This is a genomic window from Falsiroseomonas tokyonensis (assembly GCF_019024325.1).
Taxonomy (GTDB): domain Bacteria; phylum Pseudomonadota; class Alphaproteobacteria; order Acetobacterales; family Acetobacteraceae; genus Falsiroseomonas; species Falsiroseomonas tokyonensis.
On record NZ_JAFNJS010000009.1, the window covers coordinates 157856 to 175556 of the forward strand.

17 protein-coding genes are annotated in these 17701 nt (G+C 71.8%); 4 read left to right on the forward strand and 13 right to left on the reverse strand.

Annotated elements, in window-relative coordinates; translation table 11 throughout:
- Positions 1-9: 9 nt before the first annotated feature.
- From J3S20_RS24670 to J3S20_RS24720, 11 genes are all read right to left on the reverse strand, one after another.
- Positions 10-462 (reverse strand): (2Fe-2S)-binding protein, encoded by a 453-nt coding sequence (locus J3S20_RS24670; RefSeq protein ID WP_216839568.1) that lies wholly within the window; start codon positions 460-462, stop codon positions 10-12.
- Positions 463-587: 125 nt separating this feature from the next.
- Entirely contained in the window at positions 588-962 is a 375-nt protein-coding gene (locus J3S20_RS24675) for a hypothetical protein (protein WP_216839569.1), read from the reverse strand.
- Between the two features lie 20 nt (positions 963-982).
- Positions 983-1735, reverse strand: a complete 753-nt coding sequence (locus J3S20_RS24680; RefSeq protein ID WP_216839570.1) for an SDR family NAD(P)-dependent oxidoreductase — start codon at positions 1733-1735, stop codon at positions 983-985.
- Between the two features lie 21 nt (positions 1736-1756).
- Positions 1757-2473, reverse strand: a complete 717-nt coding sequence (locus J3S20_RS24685; protein ID WP_216839571.1) for a M48 family metallopeptidase — start codon at positions 2471-2473, stop codon at positions 1757-1759.
- A 32-nt stretch (positions 2474-2505) separates the two neighbouring features.
- The gene (locus tag J3S20_RS24690; RefSeq protein WP_216839572.1) at positions 2506-3123 is read right to left on the reverse strand and encodes a DNA-3-methyladenine glycosylase I; all 618 of its coding nucleotides are present in this window, start codon (positions 3121-3123) and stop codon (positions 2506-2508) included.
- A gap of 3 nt (positions 3124-3126) precedes the next feature.
- On the reverse strand, positions 3127-3441 hold the full coding sequence (locus tag J3S20_RS24695) for a cupin domain-containing protein (protein ID WP_343215297.1): 315 nt from the start codon (positions 3439-3441) through the stop codon (positions 3127-3129).
- Positions 3438-4376, reverse strand: a complete 939-nt coding sequence (locus tag J3S20_RS24700) for a dihydrodipicolinate synthase family protein (protein ID WP_216839573.1) — start codon at positions 4374-4376, stop codon at positions 3438-3440. Before J3S20_RS24700 ends, J3S20_RS24695 begins: the two co-directional genes overlap by 4 nt.
- Before the next feature lie 23 nt (positions 4377-4399).
- Positions 4400-4885, reverse strand: coding sequence for a YcgN family cysteine cluster protein (locus tag J3S20_RS24705; RefSeq protein WP_216839574.1), 486 nt, complete (start codon positions 4883-4885; stop codon positions 4400-4402).
- Positions 4886-4937: 52 nt separating this feature from the next.
- Entirely contained in the window at positions 4938-5210 is a 273-nt protein-coding gene (locus J3S20_RS24710) for a DUF3297 family protein (protein ID WP_216839575.1), read from the reverse strand.
- Positions 5207-5857, reverse strand: a complete 651-nt coding sequence (locus J3S20_RS24715; RefSeq protein WP_216839576.1) for an HD family hydrolase — start codon at positions 5855-5857, stop codon at positions 5207-5209. The genes J3S20_RS24710 and J3S20_RS24715 overlap by 4 nt, the downstream gene beginning before the upstream one ends.
- Positions 5854-6603, reverse strand: coding sequence for an MBL fold metallo-hydrolase (locus J3S20_RS24720; protein ID WP_216839577.1), 750 nt, complete (start codon positions 6601-6603; stop codon positions 5854-5856). Before J3S20_RS24720 ends, J3S20_RS24715 begins: the two co-directional genes overlap by 4 nt.
- Positions 6604-6678: 75 nt before the next feature.
- Between J3S20_RS24720 and J3S20_RS24725 the strand changes: the two genes are divergently transcribed.
- From J3S20_RS24725 to J3S20_RS24740, 4 genes are all read left to right on the forward strand, one after another.
- Entirely contained in the window at positions 6679-7890 is a 1212-nt protein-coding gene (locus tag J3S20_RS24725; RefSeq protein WP_216839578.1) for a metallophosphoesterase family protein, read from the forward strand.
- 139 nt (positions 7891-8029) lie between these two features.
- The gene (locus J3S20_RS24730; RefSeq protein WP_216839579.1) at positions 8030-11506 is read left to right on the forward strand and encodes a YhaN family protein; all 3477 of its coding nucleotides are present in this window, start codon (positions 8030-8032) and stop codon (positions 11504-11506) included.
- A gap of 26 nt (positions 11507-11532) precedes the next feature.
- Positions 11533-13068 carry a UxaA family hydrolase gene (locus tag J3S20_RS24735; RefSeq protein WP_216839580.1) on the forward strand — a complete coding sequence of 512 codons (1536 nt, stop codon included), beginning with the start codon at positions 11533-11535 and terminating at the stop codon, positions 13066-13068.
- Positions 13068-13883: an AraC family transcriptional regulator gene (locus J3S20_RS24740; protein ID WP_216839581.1), complete on the forward strand. Its 816-nt coding sequence runs from the start codon at positions 13068-13070 to the stop codon at positions 13881-13883. The genes J3S20_RS24735 and J3S20_RS24740 overlap by 1 nt, the downstream gene beginning before the upstream one ends.
- A 4-nt stretch (positions 13884-13887) precedes the next feature.
- On the opposite strand, the gene J3S20_RS24745 is transcribed toward J3S20_RS24740, so the two are convergent.
- Both J3S20_RS24745 and J3S20_RS24750 read right to left on the reverse strand, forming a co-directional pair.
- Positions 13888-14538, reverse strand: a complete 651-nt coding sequence (locus J3S20_RS24745) for a TetR/AcrR family transcriptional regulator (RefSeq protein ID WP_216839582.1) — start codon at positions 14536-14538, stop codon at positions 13888-13890.
- Positions 14535-17693 (reverse strand): efflux RND transporter permease subunit, encoded by a 3159-nt coding sequence (locus J3S20_RS24750; RefSeq protein WP_216839583.1) that lies wholly within the window; start codon positions 17691-17693, stop codon positions 14535-14537. The genes J3S20_RS24745 and J3S20_RS24750 overlap by 4 nt, the downstream gene beginning before the upstream one ends.
- Between the last annotated feature and the right edge of the window lie 8 nt (positions 17694-17701).

A 17701-nucleotide genomic window follows, 5' to 3' on the forward strand; every position in this document is an offset into this window, starting at 1 on the left:
CCATCCCCCTCAGGTCTTCGCCGCGGCGTGGTGGATGGCGGCGCGGATGCGCTGGTAGGTGCCGCAGCGGCAAATATGGCCGGCCATGGCGGCGTCGATATCGGCATCGCTGGGCTGCGGCTTCTCGGCCAGCATGGCGGCGGCGGACATGATCTGCCCGGATTGGCAGAAGCCGCATTGCGGCACCTGTTCGGCCACCCAGGCCAGCTGCACGGGATGCGCGCCCTCGGGGTGCAGGCCCTCGATGGTGGTGACCTTGCGGCCGGCGAGCTCGCCCAGCGTGGTCTGGCAGGATCGCGCCGGCTGGCCGTCCAGATGCACGGTGCAGGCGCCGCATTGCGCGATGCCGCAGCCGTATTTGGTGCCGGTCAGGTTCAGCAGGTCGCGCAGCGCCCAGAGCAAGGGCATGTCGGGCTCCGCATCAAGCCGATGCGGCTGCCCGTTGACGGTCAGGTCGATCATCCCGGAACGCTCCCCACCCGGGCCGCCCGTGTTGACGGTGCGTGCCTGCCCGGCAGGCCAAGCGGTAGCGTTTGTTATGAACCATATGCAAGCGCGAAGATGACGGCGGGTTCACGCCGCCAGGCTCAGATCCGGCCGATCAGGTCCCCGAACCCCCAGACCAGCGTGCCCAGGATCAGCAGCGCGAAGCCGGCGCGTTCCATCACCTGGCGGTCGATGTCGCGCTGCAGCCGCTTGAAGCTGGCCAGCCGCACCGTGCGCTCGGCCCCGTCCACCCGCTCCATGTCGGAGAGCAGCGCCAGCAGGTCCGCCCGCGCGATCAGCACCTTGCGGCTGGCCAGCACCAGGCCGAGGGCAGTGAGGATGGCGCCGGAGCGGGCGAACCAGGTCCAGTCGCCGGTGCCGATGCTCATCCAGATGCCCGCAGCCATGGTCAGCAGCGAGGCCAGCGTGAAGCCTCGCACCACGCGGCGGAGTGCGCGGGAGCCCTCCTCCGTCAAGACTTTTCCGCGCGCCTCCGTCACGACTTGTGCACGCGCAGCGGCCCGAAGCTCTGCGCCACGGGCATCACCTGCAGCGTGTTGACGTTCACCCGCGCCGGGCGGGTGGCCACCCAATGAACGGCGTCCGCGATATCCTCGGGCTCCAGCGCCTCCGTCCCGGCGTAAGGGGCCGCGGCCTTCTCGGCATCGCCCTTGAAGCGCACGGCGCTGAATTCGGTGCCGCCGACCAGGCCGGGCTCGATCTCCGTCACGCGCACCGCCGTGCCGAAAAGGTCGGCGCGCAGGTTCAAGCTGAAGTGGCGGACGAAGGCCTTGGTCGCGCCGTAGACATTGCCGCCCGGATAGGGCCATTCGCCGGCGGTGGAGCCGATATTCACCACATGGCCGCGGTTTCGCGCCACCATCCCCGGCAGCACGGCGCGGGTGACATACATCAGCCCCTTGCAGTTGGTGTCGACCATCGCGTCCCAGTCATCGAGGTCGGCGCCCTGGGCCGGGTTCAGGCCGAGCGCCAGGCCGGCATTGTTCACCAGCAGGTCGATCTCGGCGAAGCTGGGCGGCAGCGTCGCCACCGCCTGCTCCACCGCCGCGCGGTCGCGCACATCCAGCACCAGGCCATGGCAGCGATCCGCGCCGAGCTCCGCGACAAGCGCATCCAGCCGCTCCGACCGGCGCCCGGCGGCGAGGATGCGCCAGCCATCGGCGGCCATGCGCCGCGCGATGGCGAGGCCGAAGCCGGCGGTGGCGCCGGTGATGAAGGCAAGGCGCATCGCATCTCTCTCCGTTCTGGTTCAGCCGATCCGCAGCAGGCCAGGCCCGTGGGTGCGCAGCCAGGCGACCGCTTCCTCCCGATGCGGGGAGAGGCGGGCGACATGCGCCCAGAACCGCGCCGAGTGGTTCATCTCCCGCAGATGCGCCACCTCATGCGCCACGACGTAGTCCAGCACCCATTCGGGCGCCATCACCAGGCGCCAGGAGAAGGCGAGCGTGCCGTCCGGGGCGCAGCTGCCCCAGCGGCTGCGCGGGTCCTTCAGCCGGATGGCGCGCGGCGTGACCTCCAGCGCCGCGGCATGGGGGGCGGCCAGCGCCGTGATGCGCCGCTTCGCCTCGGCGCGCAGGAAATCCGCGACGCGGCGGGCGAGGAAGGTCGGGTCGCCGCTGACCACGATGCTGTCCTCGTGCAGGAAGGCGCCGCCGCGGGCCGCCGGATCGTGCAGGATGGCATGCTCCCGCCCGCCCAGCGGCACGCTTCCGCCGGCGACGAAGGGCGTATTGGGGGCGAGCGCGGCCAGCTTCTGGCGCACCCAGGGGCCATTGTCCCGCAGCAGCTTCAGCCCGGCGCGCCGCCCCGCGCGCGGCGGCAGCGTCACCACCACGGCGCCGGCGCGCGGGCAGATCCGCAGCGAGACATTTCGCGCCCGCGTGGAGGGACGCCACTGCACCAGGCATTCGCCCGGCGCATCCGCTTCATCCGGCAGGGTGACGAGTTCCGAGTCGGGCAGCTCCATCGCAGCAGCCTGCCCCGGCGCGGTGGGCCGGCTCAACCGCGGTGTGCGGCCGGGCGCCGGAAGCCGGCGCGGGCCTCCGCGGCCTCGGCCCGAAAAGCGCAGCCCTCGGCATGGTCGTTGATCAGGCCCATGGCCTGCAGGAAGGCATGCACCGTGGTCGGGCCGACAAAAGCCCAGCCGCGCTTCTTCAGGTCCTTGGAGAGGGCAATGGAGGCGGCGGAGGTGGCCGCGCCCTGCGGCGGCAGGTTTTGGGCATCCGGCTCGAAGGACCAGACATAGGCGGCGAGCGAACCCTCGCTGCGCACCAGCTCCTGCGCCCGGCGGGCATTGTTGATCACCGCCTGGATCTTGCCGCGGTGGCGGACGATGCCGGCATCGGCCAGCAGGCGTTCGACATCGGCCTCGGTATAGGCCGCGATGCGGTCGATATCGAAGTTGGCGAAGGCCGCGCGAAAATTCTCGCGCTTGTTCAGGATGGTCAGCCAGTTCAGCCCGGACTGGAAACCCTCCAGGCAGAGCTTCTCGAACAGCCGGCGGTCATCCGCGACCGGGAAACCCCATTCCCGGTCGTGATAGGCGATGTAGCCGGGCGTCGCGGCGCACCAGTGGCAGCGTGGGCGTCCATCGGGGCCGGTGAAAGGGTCCGCCATCGCTCAGCCCGGCAAGGCCTTCAGCTCCACCTCGACGAAGGAGAGCTTTTCGCTGCCCGCATTGACCACATTGTGCTCCACGCCCGGGTCGCGGGTGTAGGAGACGCCCGCGGTCAGGGTGGCGTTGGCGGTGGCGCCGCCGGGCAGTTCCAGCAGCAGCGTGCCGTCGGTGACGGGGATCACCACATAGCCCCAGCCATGGCGATGCCAGCCGGTCTCCGCGCCGGGATCGAAATCCCAGCGCGTGACGCGGACCATGTCGTCGTCCTGCTGCAAGGTGCCGATCGCCGGCGCCCGGCAGGTGAGCGGCGTGCTCACTCCGCCGCGGCCTTCATCCCGAGGCCCGGCAGCGGCAGCGCGCCGGTGGCCTGCATGTTGTCCCAGGCCTTCTGGCCGGCCTCGGCGGACAGGGGCAGGTGCGGCGGGCGGATGTTGCGCCAGGCTGCATCGCCCGTGCTGCGGGCGATGATCTCGCGCAGGCCGGGGATGAGCGGGCTGGCGGTGGCGGCCTTGCGGGTCGCGTTCAGAACGGCCTGGGCGGCATCGGCCTCCGGCCCCGTGCGGTGCTTGTAGACGATCGCACCGAAGCGAGCGTTGACGTTGCCGGCTGCGGTGATGCAGCCCGCGCCGCCCTCGGCCAGGATCTTCTGGACGAATTCGTCGGAGCCCGAATAGACCTCGAACCCGTCCTTGGCGAAGTTGTCGATCATCGCCTTCATGTTCGCATAGTCGCCGGAGCTGTCCTTCACGCCCTTGATGACGCCCGGAAAGGCCTTCAGCAGGCGGCCGATCAGGTCGAGGCTGAAGGGCACCGCGGATTGCTGCGGGAAGTGGTAGAGGTAGATGGCGATGCCGCCGCCGACCCGCTGAACCAGTTCGGAGAAGTAGGCAAACAGTCCGTCATCGGAGGGCGCCTTGTAGTAGAAGGGCGGCAGCACCAGAACGCCGCGGCAGCCCTGCGCCTTGGCGTGCTTCGTCAGCTCCACCGTATCGGCGAGCGACGCGCAGCCGGTGCCCGGCATCAGCTTCGTGGCCGGCACGCCGCGGGCGATGATGCCCTCCAGGATCTGCTTGCGCTCCTCGAAGCCGAAGCTGTTCGCCTCGCCGGTGGTGCCCAGGATGCCGAGGCCGTTGCAGCCATTGGCCAGCAGCCAGTTGCAATGCGCCGCATAGCGGTCGAGGTCCGGCGAGAAATCGGCCTTCATGGCGGTCAGCGCCGCCGCATTGATGCCGCCGAAAAGCGCGTCTTTCATCTTCAGGGTCCTTCCCTTGGAAATCAGGCCCGCCGCGGGCGGGGCATCGGCCGTGCCGCCCGGGGCCACTGCCCCGGCCAGTCCACGGCATGGTCTTCCAGCGCATCCGCGTCCCGCTCCGCCACCACGCGGCCGCGGACGGAGACTCCGGCTTCATGCACCGTCTCGCGGCTGCCGGAGACCAGCGGGTGCCACCAGGGCAGGTCGCGGCCCTCGGCCAGCAGGCGATAGGCGCAGGTGGGCGGCAGCCAGTCGATCGCGGCCACCTTGGCGGGCGTCAGCTTCACGCAATCCGGCACCTTGGCCTTGCGGTTCGCATAATCCTTGCAGAGGCAGCTCTGCCCATCCAGCAGCCGGCAGGCGACGCTGGTCCAGACCAGCGCCTCGGTCTCGGCATCGCGCAGCTTGTGCAGGCAGCAGCGGCCGCAGCCATCGCACAGGCTTTCCCATTCGGCACGCGTCATGGCGCCGAGCGACTTGGTACGCCAAAAAGGTTCGGGGGAGGCCATGGGTGGCACGCTACCCCCTGCGGTGGCGGGTGGGAACGCCGCCGGCCGCATATCAGCCTTCGGCGACGTCGCGGAAATAGGGTTCGACGGTGCCCTTCAGCTTCAGCGTCAGCGGCTGGCCCTTGCGGTCCACCGCCTTGCCGACGGAAACCCGCACCCAGCCCTCGCTGACGCAGTATTCCTCGACATTGGTCTTCTCGGTGCCGTTGAAGCGGATGCCGACGCCGCGCGCCAGCAGCACCTCCTGGTAGAAGGGGCTGCGCGGGTCCACGGAGAGGCGGTCGGGCAGAGTCTCGGGGGCGTTTTCGGGGGCGTTTTCGCTCATGCGGGGGTGGTAGTCGCAGCGGGCGGCGCTGCCAAGGGTTCCTGCCAGCGGCGCAGCGCCGCCAGGAAGCGGGCGGCGGCCTGTTCCGGCGGCCAGGGCTGCCAGGGCGTGCCGCCATAGCCCTCCACCAGCGGGTCCGTTTCCATCACGGCGGCGCGGATGCCGAGCGTGTCCCGCACTTCGGCGCTGGACCAGCCGGCGACATGCACCGCCTCCGCCGCCGCCATGGCCACATCCAGCTTCTTGTGCAGTTTCCGCTGCGCCGGATCCCAGGGCGGCAGGGCGTAGCGCTGCGCGATCACCGACCAGAGCCGCTCCTGCAACGCCAGGAAGCCCGGCCCCAGGAAGGGTTTGAGGGGCGAGATGCAGTCGAAATTGGTCAGCCCCTCCTCCGCATCATGCAGCAATTCGCGCAGCGCCTCCGCCGGGCCGGGCGCGGGGCGGGCCCGAAGCCGCAGCGCCAGCACCGAAAGGCAGTGCTGCGCGACCGAAAGCGGCGCGCCCGGCCAGATGGAATGGCCGCCCCAGCGGAAGGTGCGGGACAGGCCGGTGGCCAGGTCCTCATCCGTCCAATCGAAGGGGGTGGGCGCCAGCAGGTCCAGCCGGCGGCCGGAGGGCAGGCGGACCCAGGCGCGGGCCTCGTTCAAGGTGCCGTCAGGTCGAATTCGGCGGTCACGGCCAGGTCCTCGCTGAACCAGGACCGGATCGCCGCCTGGCGCTGGCCGCAATATTCCGGGTGGCCCTCCGCATCCAGCCGCATGGTCAGGTCATGCCCGGGGACAAGCAGCGTGCCCGGCACCGCCCGCCACAGCGACCAGATGCCGGCCATGGAGGATTCGGACGCCGCGGCATCCATGGTCATGTCGGCGGCCATCGAGAGCATTTCCGCCCGGTTCTTCGCCGCATCGCCGCTGAAGATCACCGGCGGGTCATTGGCGGCCAGGTAATAGACCAGGCAGCCCGGCGTATGGCCGGGGGCGGCGATGGCATGGATGCCCGGCAACGGCTCATCCCCCGCCGCGATCCTGCGCGTGCGGGGGTTCTGGGCCAGTTCGCGCACATGCAGCTCCGGCAGGGCGTTGAAATCCCAGGGCTCGGCCTCGGCCCAGGCCATCTCCGCCGCGCCAATCCAGACCGTGGCATTGGGGAAAAGCGGCGCATTCACGCTGTGGTCCCAATGCGCATGGGTCAGCAGGATGTCTGTCACATCCTCCCGCCTCACCCCGCGGGCCGCCAATTGCTTGGCGAGCTCCGGCCGCACGCCAAAGGACCCCACATCCACCAGCGCCACCCTTCCCTCGCCCCGCAGCAGGGCGATGGTGCTCCAGCCCAGCGCGCCATGGCAGACCGACTTGCCCGGATAGCCCTGCACCAGCACGTCCAGCGTATACATCAGCGCGTCCCCGATCCTTCGCGCCACAGTAGCGGGGTTGCGGAGCGCGCCAAGCCGGCCGATTCTTGGGGGCAGATGAAGTTCCTCCACGCCGCAGATATCCACCTCGACAGCCCCATGGCCGGCCTGCAGGCGCGCGCCGACCTGCCGCCGGACCTGCTGCGCCACTGCACCCGCCGCGCCTTCACCGCCCTGTTCGACCTGGCCATCGCGGAGGACGTCGCCTTCGTCCTGATCGCCGGCGACCTGTATGACGGCGACTGGAAGGATTTCTCCACCGGGCTTTTCGTGGCCGAGCAGATGAAGCGCCTCGGCCGGCCCTGCTTCCTGCTGCGCGGCAACCACGACGCCCGCTCCGTCATCACCAAGGAGCTGGCGCTGCCCGCCAATGTCTTCGAATTCTCCACTCGAACCTGCCAGACGCATGAGCTGGGCGAGCTCGGCATCGCCATCCACGGCCATTCCTTCCCGAACCGCGCGGTGCCGGAGGATCTTTCCCTCGGCTATCCCGAGCCCCGCCGCGGCTGGCTGAACATCGGACTGCTGCATACCAGCGCCAATGATCCCGGCGAGCATGAGACCTATGCCCCCTGCGACCCCGCCCTGCTGCGGCTGAAGGGCTACGACTACTGGGCGCTTGGCCATATCCACCAGCGCCAGGTGCTGTCCGAGCACCCCTGGATCGTCTTCCCCGGCAATATCCAGGGCCGCCATATCCGCGAGACCGGCGCCAAGGGCTGCAGCCTGGTGACGGTGGAGGAGGGCCGGGTGGTCTCGGTGGAACACCGCGCCCTGGACACGCTGCGCTGGGCCTTGCTGGAGGTGGAGGCGGCGGCGGAGGAGACCCTCGCCGCCCGCATCGCGGATGCCGTCGGCCAGGCCCTCTCCGAATCCGAGGACCGCCCCCTTCTGGCCCGCCTGGTCCTGACCGGGGAGGCGCTGCCCGGCCTCGCCGCCGATGCCGAGCGCCTGGCCGCTGAATGCCGTAACGCCGCCATCGAGGCCGGCGGCACCCTGTTCATCGAGGCCGTGCGCCTGCGCACCCGCCCGCGCCGCAGCCTGGAGGCCGGCGCGCTGGACCCGCTGCGCGCCGCCTTCGCCGCCGGCCTCGCCGACCCCGCCCGCAGCGCCGCCCTGCTGGCCGAGATGGCCGCCCTGCGCGCCAAGATCCCCGCCCCGGCGCGGGAGGGGCTGGACCTGCCGGAGGATGCGGAGGCGCTCGCCCGCATGGCGGAGGAAGCCTGGGCCCTGGCAGCGGCCGCCATCGCGGCCGAACAGCCGGCATGAGGCCCTCTGACCATGAGCACGACCTGCGGCCGCTGCTTGCAGCCCGCCAGCGGCGTGGCGAGCCAAGCGGCCGCAGGCCGCGCCCGGCGCTTGAGGGCGGCAAGGACGTGCCAACGAGCTGCCGGAGGCGGGCTTTGGCATGAGGCTGCTGCGCCTGGACCTGCTGCGCTACGGGCACCTGACCGATACGCGGCTGGATTTTCCCGAAGACGCACCGCTGGTGGTGGTGCTCGGCCCGAACGAGGCGGGGAAATCCACCACCCTCTCCGCCATCGGCGATGCGCTCTTCGGCTTCCCGACGCGCAGCCCCTATGCCTTCCTGCACGAGACCAGCGCGCTGCGGCTCGGCTTCGAAGTGCTGGGGCGCGACGGCAGCCGCGCCACCTTCCTGCGCCGCAAGGGCAACAAGAACACGCTGCTGGATGCGGCGGAAAACCCGCTGCCGGATACGGCGCTGCTGCGGCTGCTGGGCGGCGCCAGCCGGGCGCTGTTTGAGACCACCTATGGGCTGAACGGGGCCACCCTGCGGGAGGGCGCGCTGTCCCTTCTCGCCAGCGGCGGCGAGGCGGGCGAGAGCCTACTGGCAGGCATGGGCCTGCCGCATCTGCGCCGTGCGCTGGACCGGCTGGATGCCGAGGCCCGCGCCCTGCACGGCGATGGCCGCGGCCGCCGCGCCCTGGCCATCGCCGCGGAGGCCTGGGCCGAGCAGCGCCGCGCGGCGGAGGAGGCCGCGATCCGCCCGCGCGAATGGCTGGAGACCAAGGCGCGGTACGATGCGCTCTGCACCGCCATCGAGCAGGCGACCGCCCGGGGCGATGCCCTGGCCGCCGAGGCCGCCCGGCTGAACCGCGCCCGCCGCATCCTGCCCTTGCTCGCCAGCCTGGACGCGCTGCGGCAGGAGGCCGCCGCGGTCGCCGATGCCCCGTCCCTGCCCGAGGACGCCGCCGCCACGCTGCGCCAGCTTCTGGAAGACCAGCGCCTGGCCGCGGAGGATGAGCGGCGCGAGCGGGCGGAAGCCGAGGCGCTGCAGGCCGCCGCCGCCGCCCTGCCGCAGGACCCTGAGGTGCTGGCCCAGCAGGATGCCATTGACCTGCTGGCCGCACGGCGCGCCGGCGCGCTGGAAGCGGCGCGGGACCTGCCCGGGGTGCAGCGCAAGGTGGAGGCCTATCGCGCCGAGGTCGAGGAAGCCGCCGCTTTGTTCGGCAGCGCCGCCACGCCCGAGGAGGTGCGCGAAGCCCTGCCCCGCGCCGCCGATCGCCAGGCCGCCCAGGCGCTGATCCGCCGCCGCACCGAGCTCGCCACCGCCCTGGCCAGCGCCGAGGAAGCCCTGGCCGAGGCGCGGCGCCAGCTGGCGGCGGCCGAAGCGCGCCTGGCCGCCTGCCCCGCGCCCCCCGCCACCGCGCCGCTGCGCCGCGCCATCGATGCCGCCCGCGGCGAGGGCCAGCTCGATCGGGAGCTGGCGGTGGCGCAGCGGGCGCAGGCGGAGGCTGAGCGGCAGCTTGCCATCCCCCTCGCCGCCCTGCCGCTTTTCACCGGGTGCGCCGAGGCGCTGGCCGCCCTGCCCCTGCCCCTGCCCGCCGCCACGGACGCCGCCGCCCGACGCCTGGCGGAGACCGCCGCATCCGCCGAGGCCGCCCGTCAGGCCGAGGGCACCCTCAGCGCCGAGATCGCGGCGCTGGAGGAGGCGGTGCAGGCCCTGGCGCGCGGCGAGACGGTGCCGACTCCCGCCGTGATCGCCGCCGAACGCACCCGCCGCGACGCCGCCTGGGCCACGCTGCGCACCCATCTGGCCGCCGGCACCGCCCCAGACCCGGCCCTGCCCGACCAGTTTGAGGCGCTGCGCGACCAGGCGGACCGCCTGGCCGATGCCCGGGCCGACGATGCCGGGCGGGTGAACGACTATGCCGCCCGGACCGCCCGCCTGGCCCTGCTGCGCGACCGGCAGCCGCGGATGCGGGAGGAAGCCGCGGCGGCGGAGGCGGCGGTGGCAGCGGCCCAATCCGACTGGCTCGCGCTCTGGCAGCCCGCCGGGCTCGTGCCGCAGGACCCCGCCGCCATGGCCGAATGGCGCCGCAGCCGCGCCGAGGTGCTGCGCCTGGCGGACCAGGCCACGATGGCCCGGACCGTGCGGGAGGCGCTGGCCGGCCGCCTGGCCGCCGCCTGCGCCGCGCTTCAGGCCCTGATGCCGGGGACCGAGGCCAGCGTGCCCCCCGGGCTCGCCCCGCTGCTCGACCGGGCCCAGGATGCGCTGGAGGCGGCGGAAACGGCGCAGCAGCGGCATCGCGACCTCGCCCGCCGCGCGGCGGAGGCGGGGGAGCAGGTGGAAGCCGCGCGCCATGCCCAGTCCCGCGCCGCCGCGGCACTGTCCGATTTCGCCCCGCAATGGCAGGACGCGACCCAGGCGCTGCGCCTGCCACCGGACGCCTCGGCGGAGGCGGTGGAACGCGCCCTTGGCGCCTGGACAAGGGTGGCGGAGGCGGCCAAGGCCTGGCGCGGCGATGCGGCCCGCGTCGCGGATATGCAGCAGGCGATCGACAGTTTCGCGGAGGAAGCCGCGCAGCTGGCGCAGCGGCTCGGCCTGCCGCCGGGCGGGGAACCGGCCCCTGCCCTGGTCGCGCAGCTCGCCCGGCGCCTGGACGCGGCGCGGGAGGCGGCGAAGGATTTTGGGCGGCTGGCGGAACAGCAGCGCGACCGGCGGCAGAAGCTGGCCATGGCCTCCGCAAGACGGACGGAGGCGGAGCGCCGGATCGCGGCGCTGCGGGAGGCAGCCGGCGCCGCGGACCTGCCGGCGCTGGAGACGGCGATCCGCCGCTCCGCATTGCGCACCGAATTGCAGGCTGCGCTGGCCCGCGCGGAGGCCGCGCTGCGCGCCCAGGGCGATGGCCATGCGGAGGCCACGCTGCGCGCCGAGGCCGAGGGCACGGACCCAGACGAGGCCGCCGGCCGGCTGCAGGGGATCGAGGCGGAGCAGGCCGCGCTGCGCGAAGACCTGACCCGGCTGGGCGCGGAGCGGCAGCAGGCCGAGGCGAGCCTGGCCGCCATGCAGCGCGGCCGGGATGCCGCCGCCCATGCCCAGGCGGCCCGCCACCACCTGGCCGAGGCCGGCGCCGCGGCGGAGCGCTATGCCCGCCTGCACCTGGCCCGCAGCCTGCTGCAAGCCGGCATCGAGCGCATCCGCCAGGAACGCCAGGGCCCGCTGCTGCGCCGGGCCAGCGCCCATTTCGCCCTGCTGACCGAGGGCCGCTACGCCCGCCTCGCCACCGATGAGGACGAGGCGGGCCGCACCCTGCTGCGCGCGCTGCGCGACAGCGGCGCCGAATGCCCGGTGGAGGCGCTGAGCGAGGGCACGCGGGACCAGCTGTTCCTGGCGCTGCGCGTGGCCGCGGTGGAGGCGCAGGCGGAGGCGTCGGAGCCGCTGCCTTTCGTTGCGGACGACCTGCTGGCCACCTTCGACGATGCCCGCGCCAGCGCCGCGCTGGCGCTGCTGGCGCGGCTCGGCGCCACCACCCAGACCATTCTTTTCACGCACCATGCGCATCTGGCGGAGCTCGCCGCGCGGCAGGGCGCGGTGGTGCGGCAGATGCCGCACTTCCAAGCCGTGACCTCACCGTCGTAGGCTCGGCCGAACGGAGGAATACGACCATGGACGCCACCACGCTGCCGCCGGTGCTCCGCCTGGCCCCTGATGACGGCGTGCTGATCGCGCGCATCGCCCTGCCCCCTGGCACCACCGTCGCGCCCGGCGTGACGGTGGGGGAAAAGCGCATCCCGCCCGGCCACAAGGTGGCGATCCGCCCGCATGCGGCGGGCGAGGAGATCCGCCGCTACGGCCAGATCATCGGCTTCGCCACCGCCCCCATCGCGCCCGGCGACTGGGTGCATACCCACAACTGCGCCATGGGCGATTTCGCGAAGGACTATGCCTATAGCCGGGAGGTGAAGACCACCGCACGGGCGAATACGCCGGCAAGCTTCATGGGCTATCGCCGCCCGGATGGCCGCGCCGCCACGCGCAACTATATCGGCATCATCACCAGCGTGAACTGTTCCGCCCATGTCGCGGACCTCATCGCCGATGCCTTCAAGCGCAATCCCTTCGCCGGCACCGACCCGCTGGCCGACTACCCCAATGTGGATGGCGTGGTGGCGCTGACGCACAAGACCGGCTGCGGCATGACGGAAGGCGAGCCGCTGCGGCTGCTGCGCCGGACGCTGGCCGGCTATGCGCGGCATCCGAATTTCTCCCACGTCATTGCCATCGGCCTGGGCTGCGAGGTGAACCAGCTGGGCGGGATGCTGGAGGAGCAGCGCCTGGCCGGAAGGCTGCGCAGCATGGACATCCAGGAGATGGGCGGCACGCGGAAGACCGTGGAAGCCGGCATCGCCTTCGTGAAGGGCGTGCTGGCGGAGGCCAATGCGCTGCAGCGCGAACCGGTGCCGGCCAGCGAGCTGGTGGTGGCGCTGCAATGCGGCGGATCGGACGGCTATTCCGGCATCACCGCCAACCCCGCCTTGGGCGCGGCCAGCGACCTTGTGGTGCGCCACGGCGGCACCGTGATCCTCTCCGAGACGCCCGAGACCTATGGCGCCGAGCACCTGCTGACCCGCCGCGCCGTCTCCCGCGAGGTTGGGGAAAAACTGGTCGACCTGATGCGCTGGTGGGAGGACTACACGGCCAAGGAGGGCGCGGAGATGAACGCCAACCCCTCCCCCGGCAACAAGGCCGGCGGGCTGACCACGATCCTGGAGAAATCCCTCGGCGCCATGGCCAAGGCGGGCACCACCAACCTGGTGGAGGTGTATCGCTATGCGGAGCCCGTCACGGCCAAGGGCTTCGTCTTCATGGACACGCCCGGCTACGACCCGGTGGCCGCGACGGGGCAGGTCGCCGGCGGCGCCAACCTGGTCTGCTTCACCACCGGACGCGGCAGCGTCTTCGGCGCCAAGCCCGCGCCTTCCATCAAGTTGGCCACCAACAGCGCCATGTATGAGCGCATGTCGGAGGACATGGACGTGAACTGCGGCACCATCCTGACCGGCGAGGAAACCATTGAGCAGGCCGGCCAGCGCATCTTCGAGCTGATGCTGCGGGTGGCCAGCGGCGAGCGGACGAAAAGCGAGAGCTATGATTTCGGCGGCGCCGAATTCGCCCCCTGGGTGATCGGCGCGACGATGTGATGTTCGCCTTCCACCCGCGCAGCCCGCACCCGGCGCTGCGCGGGCTGGTGCGCGGCCTGTGGCACTACGAGGAAAGCCGCGAAGCGCCGCAGCGCCGGCGCGAAATGCCCTGTGCGGAGGCGGTGCTGCTGATCAACCTGGGCCCGCCCATCGGCGTCGCCTGGCCCGATCCCGCCACCAAGACGCGCTTCGACACCGCCGCGGGCTTCCTGGCCCGGCCGCATCCGGCGCCGGCGCGCAGCTTCATGGGCGGCCGGCAGCGCGGGGTGCAGGTGATGCTGACGCCGCTGGGCGCGGAGCGGCTGCTGCGCTGCCCGATCTCCGGCGTGCCGGCGCAGTTCCTGGACCTTCGCGAGACGCTGGGCCTCGGCGGCCCGGGGCTCGCCGCGCAGTTGGCGGAAACGACGGACCCCGACGCCTGCCTGGACCTGCTGGAGGCCGCGCTGCTGCGCCGGCTGGCAGGCGATCCGCCGGCCGATGCGGTGGCGGAGGCCTGGCGACGGATCGAGGCGAGCGCCGGGCGCATCGGCATCGGCGCGCTGGCGCGCGATCTCGGCCTGTCGCGCCAGACCCTGGTGCGGCGCTTCCATGACCGTACCGGGCTGACCCCGAAACTCGCCGCCCGGCTGCAGCGCTTCGGCGCCGTCATCGCCCGACTGCCGGAGGTGCCGGAGGCCGGCTGGGCCGGGCTGGCGGCGGAGGCCGGCTTTGCCGACCAGTCGCATCTGATCCGGGAGGTCCGCGCCTTCACCGGCCTGGCCCCCGCCGCGCTGCTGCGCCGGCGCCTGACCGACGGGCTGGGCTTCGGCGCGTAGCGCCTCAGACCGCCTCGCGTCGAAGCGCGCCATGGAGAAAGACATCCACCGCCGCGCGCGCCAGCGTCGCCACCTCCGCCGCATCCGGCTCACCCCGCACGCCGAGCAGCAGCTTGAAGTGCGTGGCGCCCAGCGCCATGCCGAAGAGCATGCGCGCGGCGGCCTCCTCATCCTGCAGGCGGATGTTGCCGCGCGCCACTTCCGCCGCGATGCGCCGCTGCAGCGATCCGGCGCCCTTGTTGAACAGCACGCGATGCGTCGCCTCCGCCAGTTCCGGCGAGCGATTCACCTCGGAGATGACCAGGCGGAAGATGCCGGTCTGCCGCAGCGCGAAGAGATGCGCGGCCGCCGCCTGCAGCATGCCGCGCAGCGCGCGCCCGAGGTCCGGATCCGCCTCCAGCTCGGACGCCACATGCAGCGGCGCGAGGGCCGCGGCGACCGTCGCCTCGAACAGCGCCGCCTTGGAGGGGAAGTACTGGTAGAGCGTGCGCTTCGACATGCCGGCGGCGCGCGCCACATCATCCATGCTGGCGGCGGCATAGCCATCCCGCATGAAGACCTCCGCCGCCGCCTCCGTCAGCAGGTGGCGCCGCGCCGTTTCCGGCATCGGCGCGCGGCCCGGCTTGCGCCGCGCCGGCGCGTCCACCTCGATCATGGCGCGGCCGCCTGCGGCTGTGCCCCCGCAGCGGCGTCAGCCTGGCCTGGCGGCGGCACCGGGCGGGTGCGGAACAGCCGCAGGATCAGCAGGAAAAAGATCGGCACGAAGGCCAGCGCCAGCAGCGTGCCGGCGATGACGCCGCCGATCACCCCGGTGCCGATCGCATTCTGCGCGCCGGACCCCGCGCCGCTCGCGATCGCCAGCGGCACGACGCCGAGGGTGAAGGCGAGCGAGGTCATGATGATGGGCCGCAGGCGCTGGCGCGCCGCCTCCGCCGTCGCCTCCACCAGCGACAGCCCTCGGTTGAAGCCTTCCCGCGCGAATTCGACGATCAGGATGGCGTTCTTGGCCGACAGGCCGATGGTGGTCAGCAGGCCGACCTGGAAATAGACGTCGTTCGACATGCCGCGCAGCAGCGTGGCCACCACCGCGCCGAGCACGCCGAGCGGCACCACCAGCATCACTGCCGTGGGGATCGACCAGCTTTCATACAGCGCCGCCAGGCACAGGAAGACGACGATCAGCGAGATGGCATAGAGCGCCGGCGCCTGGCCGGAGGCATTGCGTTCCTCAAAGGACACGCCGCTCCAGGAATAGCCGAAGCCGGGCGGCAGCTGCGCCGCCAGCCGCTCCATCTCCGCCATCGCCTCGCCGCTCGTGCGCCCGGGCGCGGGCGTGCCCTGGATCTCGCGCGAGGCGATGCCGTTGAAGCGTTCCAGCCGCGGCGAGCCATAGCCCCATTCGGTGCGGCCGAAGGCGGAGAACGGCACCATCTGGCCACTGGCATTGCGCACGAACCAGCGGTCCAGGTCGCCAGGCAGCATGCGCGAGGCCGCCTCGCCCTGCATGTAGACGCGCTTGATGCGACCCCGGTCGAGGAAGTCGTTCACATAGGTGGCGCCCCAGGCGGTGGAGAGCGTGGTGTTGATGTCGGAGACGGACAGGCCCAGCGCGCTGGCCCTTTCCCAATCCACCAGCAGGCGGAACTGCGCCTCATCGTCCTGGCCATTGGGCCGCACGGCCGTCAGCACCGGGCTTTGCGCGGTCAGGCCCAGCAGCTGGTTGCGCGCCTGCATCAGCGCCGCATGGCCGGCGCCGCCGCGATCCTGCAGCTGGAAGGTGAAGCCGGTGGCATTGCCGAGTTCCGTGATGGCGGGCGGCGCGAAGGCGATGACGATCGCATCCTGGTAGGTCGCGAAGTGGCGCATGATGCGCCCGGTCAGCGCCCGGGCGCTGCCATTCGGGCCCGTCCGCTCATCCCAGGGCCGCAGGCTGATGAAGCCGAGGCCGGTATTCTGGCCACGCCCGCTGAAGCTGAAGCCGTTGATGCCGAAGTTGGAGGCGACGACATCCTTCTCCTCCTCCATCAGGTAGCGGTTCAGCGCGTCCAGCGCGCGCTGGGTGCGTTCGCTGGTGGCGCCGGGGGGGGCGATGATCTGCACGAAGGCGGTGCCCTGGTCCTCATCCGGCAGGAAGCCGCCGGGCAGGCGCAGGAAGGCGAAGCCGAGGCCGGCGAGCAGCGCGGCATAGATCGCCATCATCCGCCAGGGCCGGCGCAGGCTGCCGCGCACGCCGCGTTCATAGCCCGCCGTGGTACGGTCCACCGCGCGGTTGAACAGGCCGAAGACGCCCCGCTGGCCCTGGCCGGGCTTGTGCGGCTTCAGCAGCGTGGCGCAGAGCACGGGGGTGAAGAAGATCGCCACCATCACCGACAGCGCCATGGCGGTGGCGATGGTGATGGAGAACTGCCGGTAGATCACGCCGGTGGACCCGCCGAAGAAGGCCATCGGCAGGAAGACCGCCGAAAGCACCAGCGCGATGCCGATCAGCGCGCCGGTGATCTGGTCCATCGACTTGCGCGTGGCTTCCAGCGGGGAAAGGTGCTCCTCCGCCATCACGCGCTCGACATTCTCGACCACCACGATGGCGTCGTCGACCAGCAGGCCGATGGCCAGCACCAGGCCGAACATGGTCAGCGTATTGATGGAATAGCCCGCCGCCGCCAGCACGCCGAAAGTGCCGAGCAGCACGACGGGAATGGCCAGCGTCGGGATCAGCGTCGCGCGCCAGTTCTGCAGGAAGACGAACATGACGAGGAAGACGAGCACCACCGCCTCGACCAGCGTATGCGCCACGCTGGTGATGGACAGGCGCACGAAGGGGGTGGTGTCGTAGGGGTAGACCACTTCGAGCCCGGCCGGGAAGGTGCCGCGCAGCCCGTCGATGGTGGCGCGCACGGCGGCCGCGGTCTCCAGCGCATTGGCGCCGCTGGCCAGCCGCACGCCGATGCCGGCGGCGGGGCTGCCGTTGAAGCGCGCGGAATTGCTGTAGCTTTCCGCGCCGATCTCGATGCGCGCCACGTCGCGCAGCCGCACCTGCGATCCATCGGTCTGCACGCGCAGCAGGATGGCGCCGAAATCCTCCGGCCGCTGCAGATAGGAGGGGCCTATGATGGTGGCATTCAGCTGCTGGCCCGGCACCGCCGGCAGCGCGCCGATCTCGCCGGCGGAAACCTGCACGTTTTGCGCCTGGATGGCGGTGCGCACATCGCCCGGCGTCAGCCCGTAGTTCAGCAGCTTCGCCGGATCCAGCCAGATGCGCATGGCGAATTGCGAGCCGAAGACCTGGTAGTCGCCGACGCCCGGCGTGCGGCTCAGCGGGTCCTGGATGGTGCTGACCAGGAAGTCCGAGATATCGGGGCTGGCCAGCCGCCCGTCGCGGGAGACGAAGCCCACCACCATCAGGAAGTTGCTGGTGGACTTGGCGACGCGGATGCCCTGCTGCTGCACGGTCTGCGGCAGGCGCGGCGTGGCAAGCTGGACCTTGTTCTGCACCTGCACCTGGGCCGTGTCCGGATTGGTGCCCTGGGCGAAGGTCAGTTGGATGGTGGCGGAGCCGTCCTTGGTGGTCTGGGAGGAGAAGTAGATCAGCCCGTCGATGCCGCTCAGCTGCTGCTCGATGATCTGTACCACCGTGTTCTGCACCGTCTCGGCCGAGGCGCCGGGATAGCTGACGGTGATGGAGATGGCGGGCGGGGCGATGGCCGGATATTGCGCGACGGGCAGGCTGCGCAGCGCGAGCAGCCCCGCCAGCATGATGCCGATGGCGATGACCCAGGCGAAGACCGGGCGGTCGATGAAGAAGCGTGCCATGGGCGGGA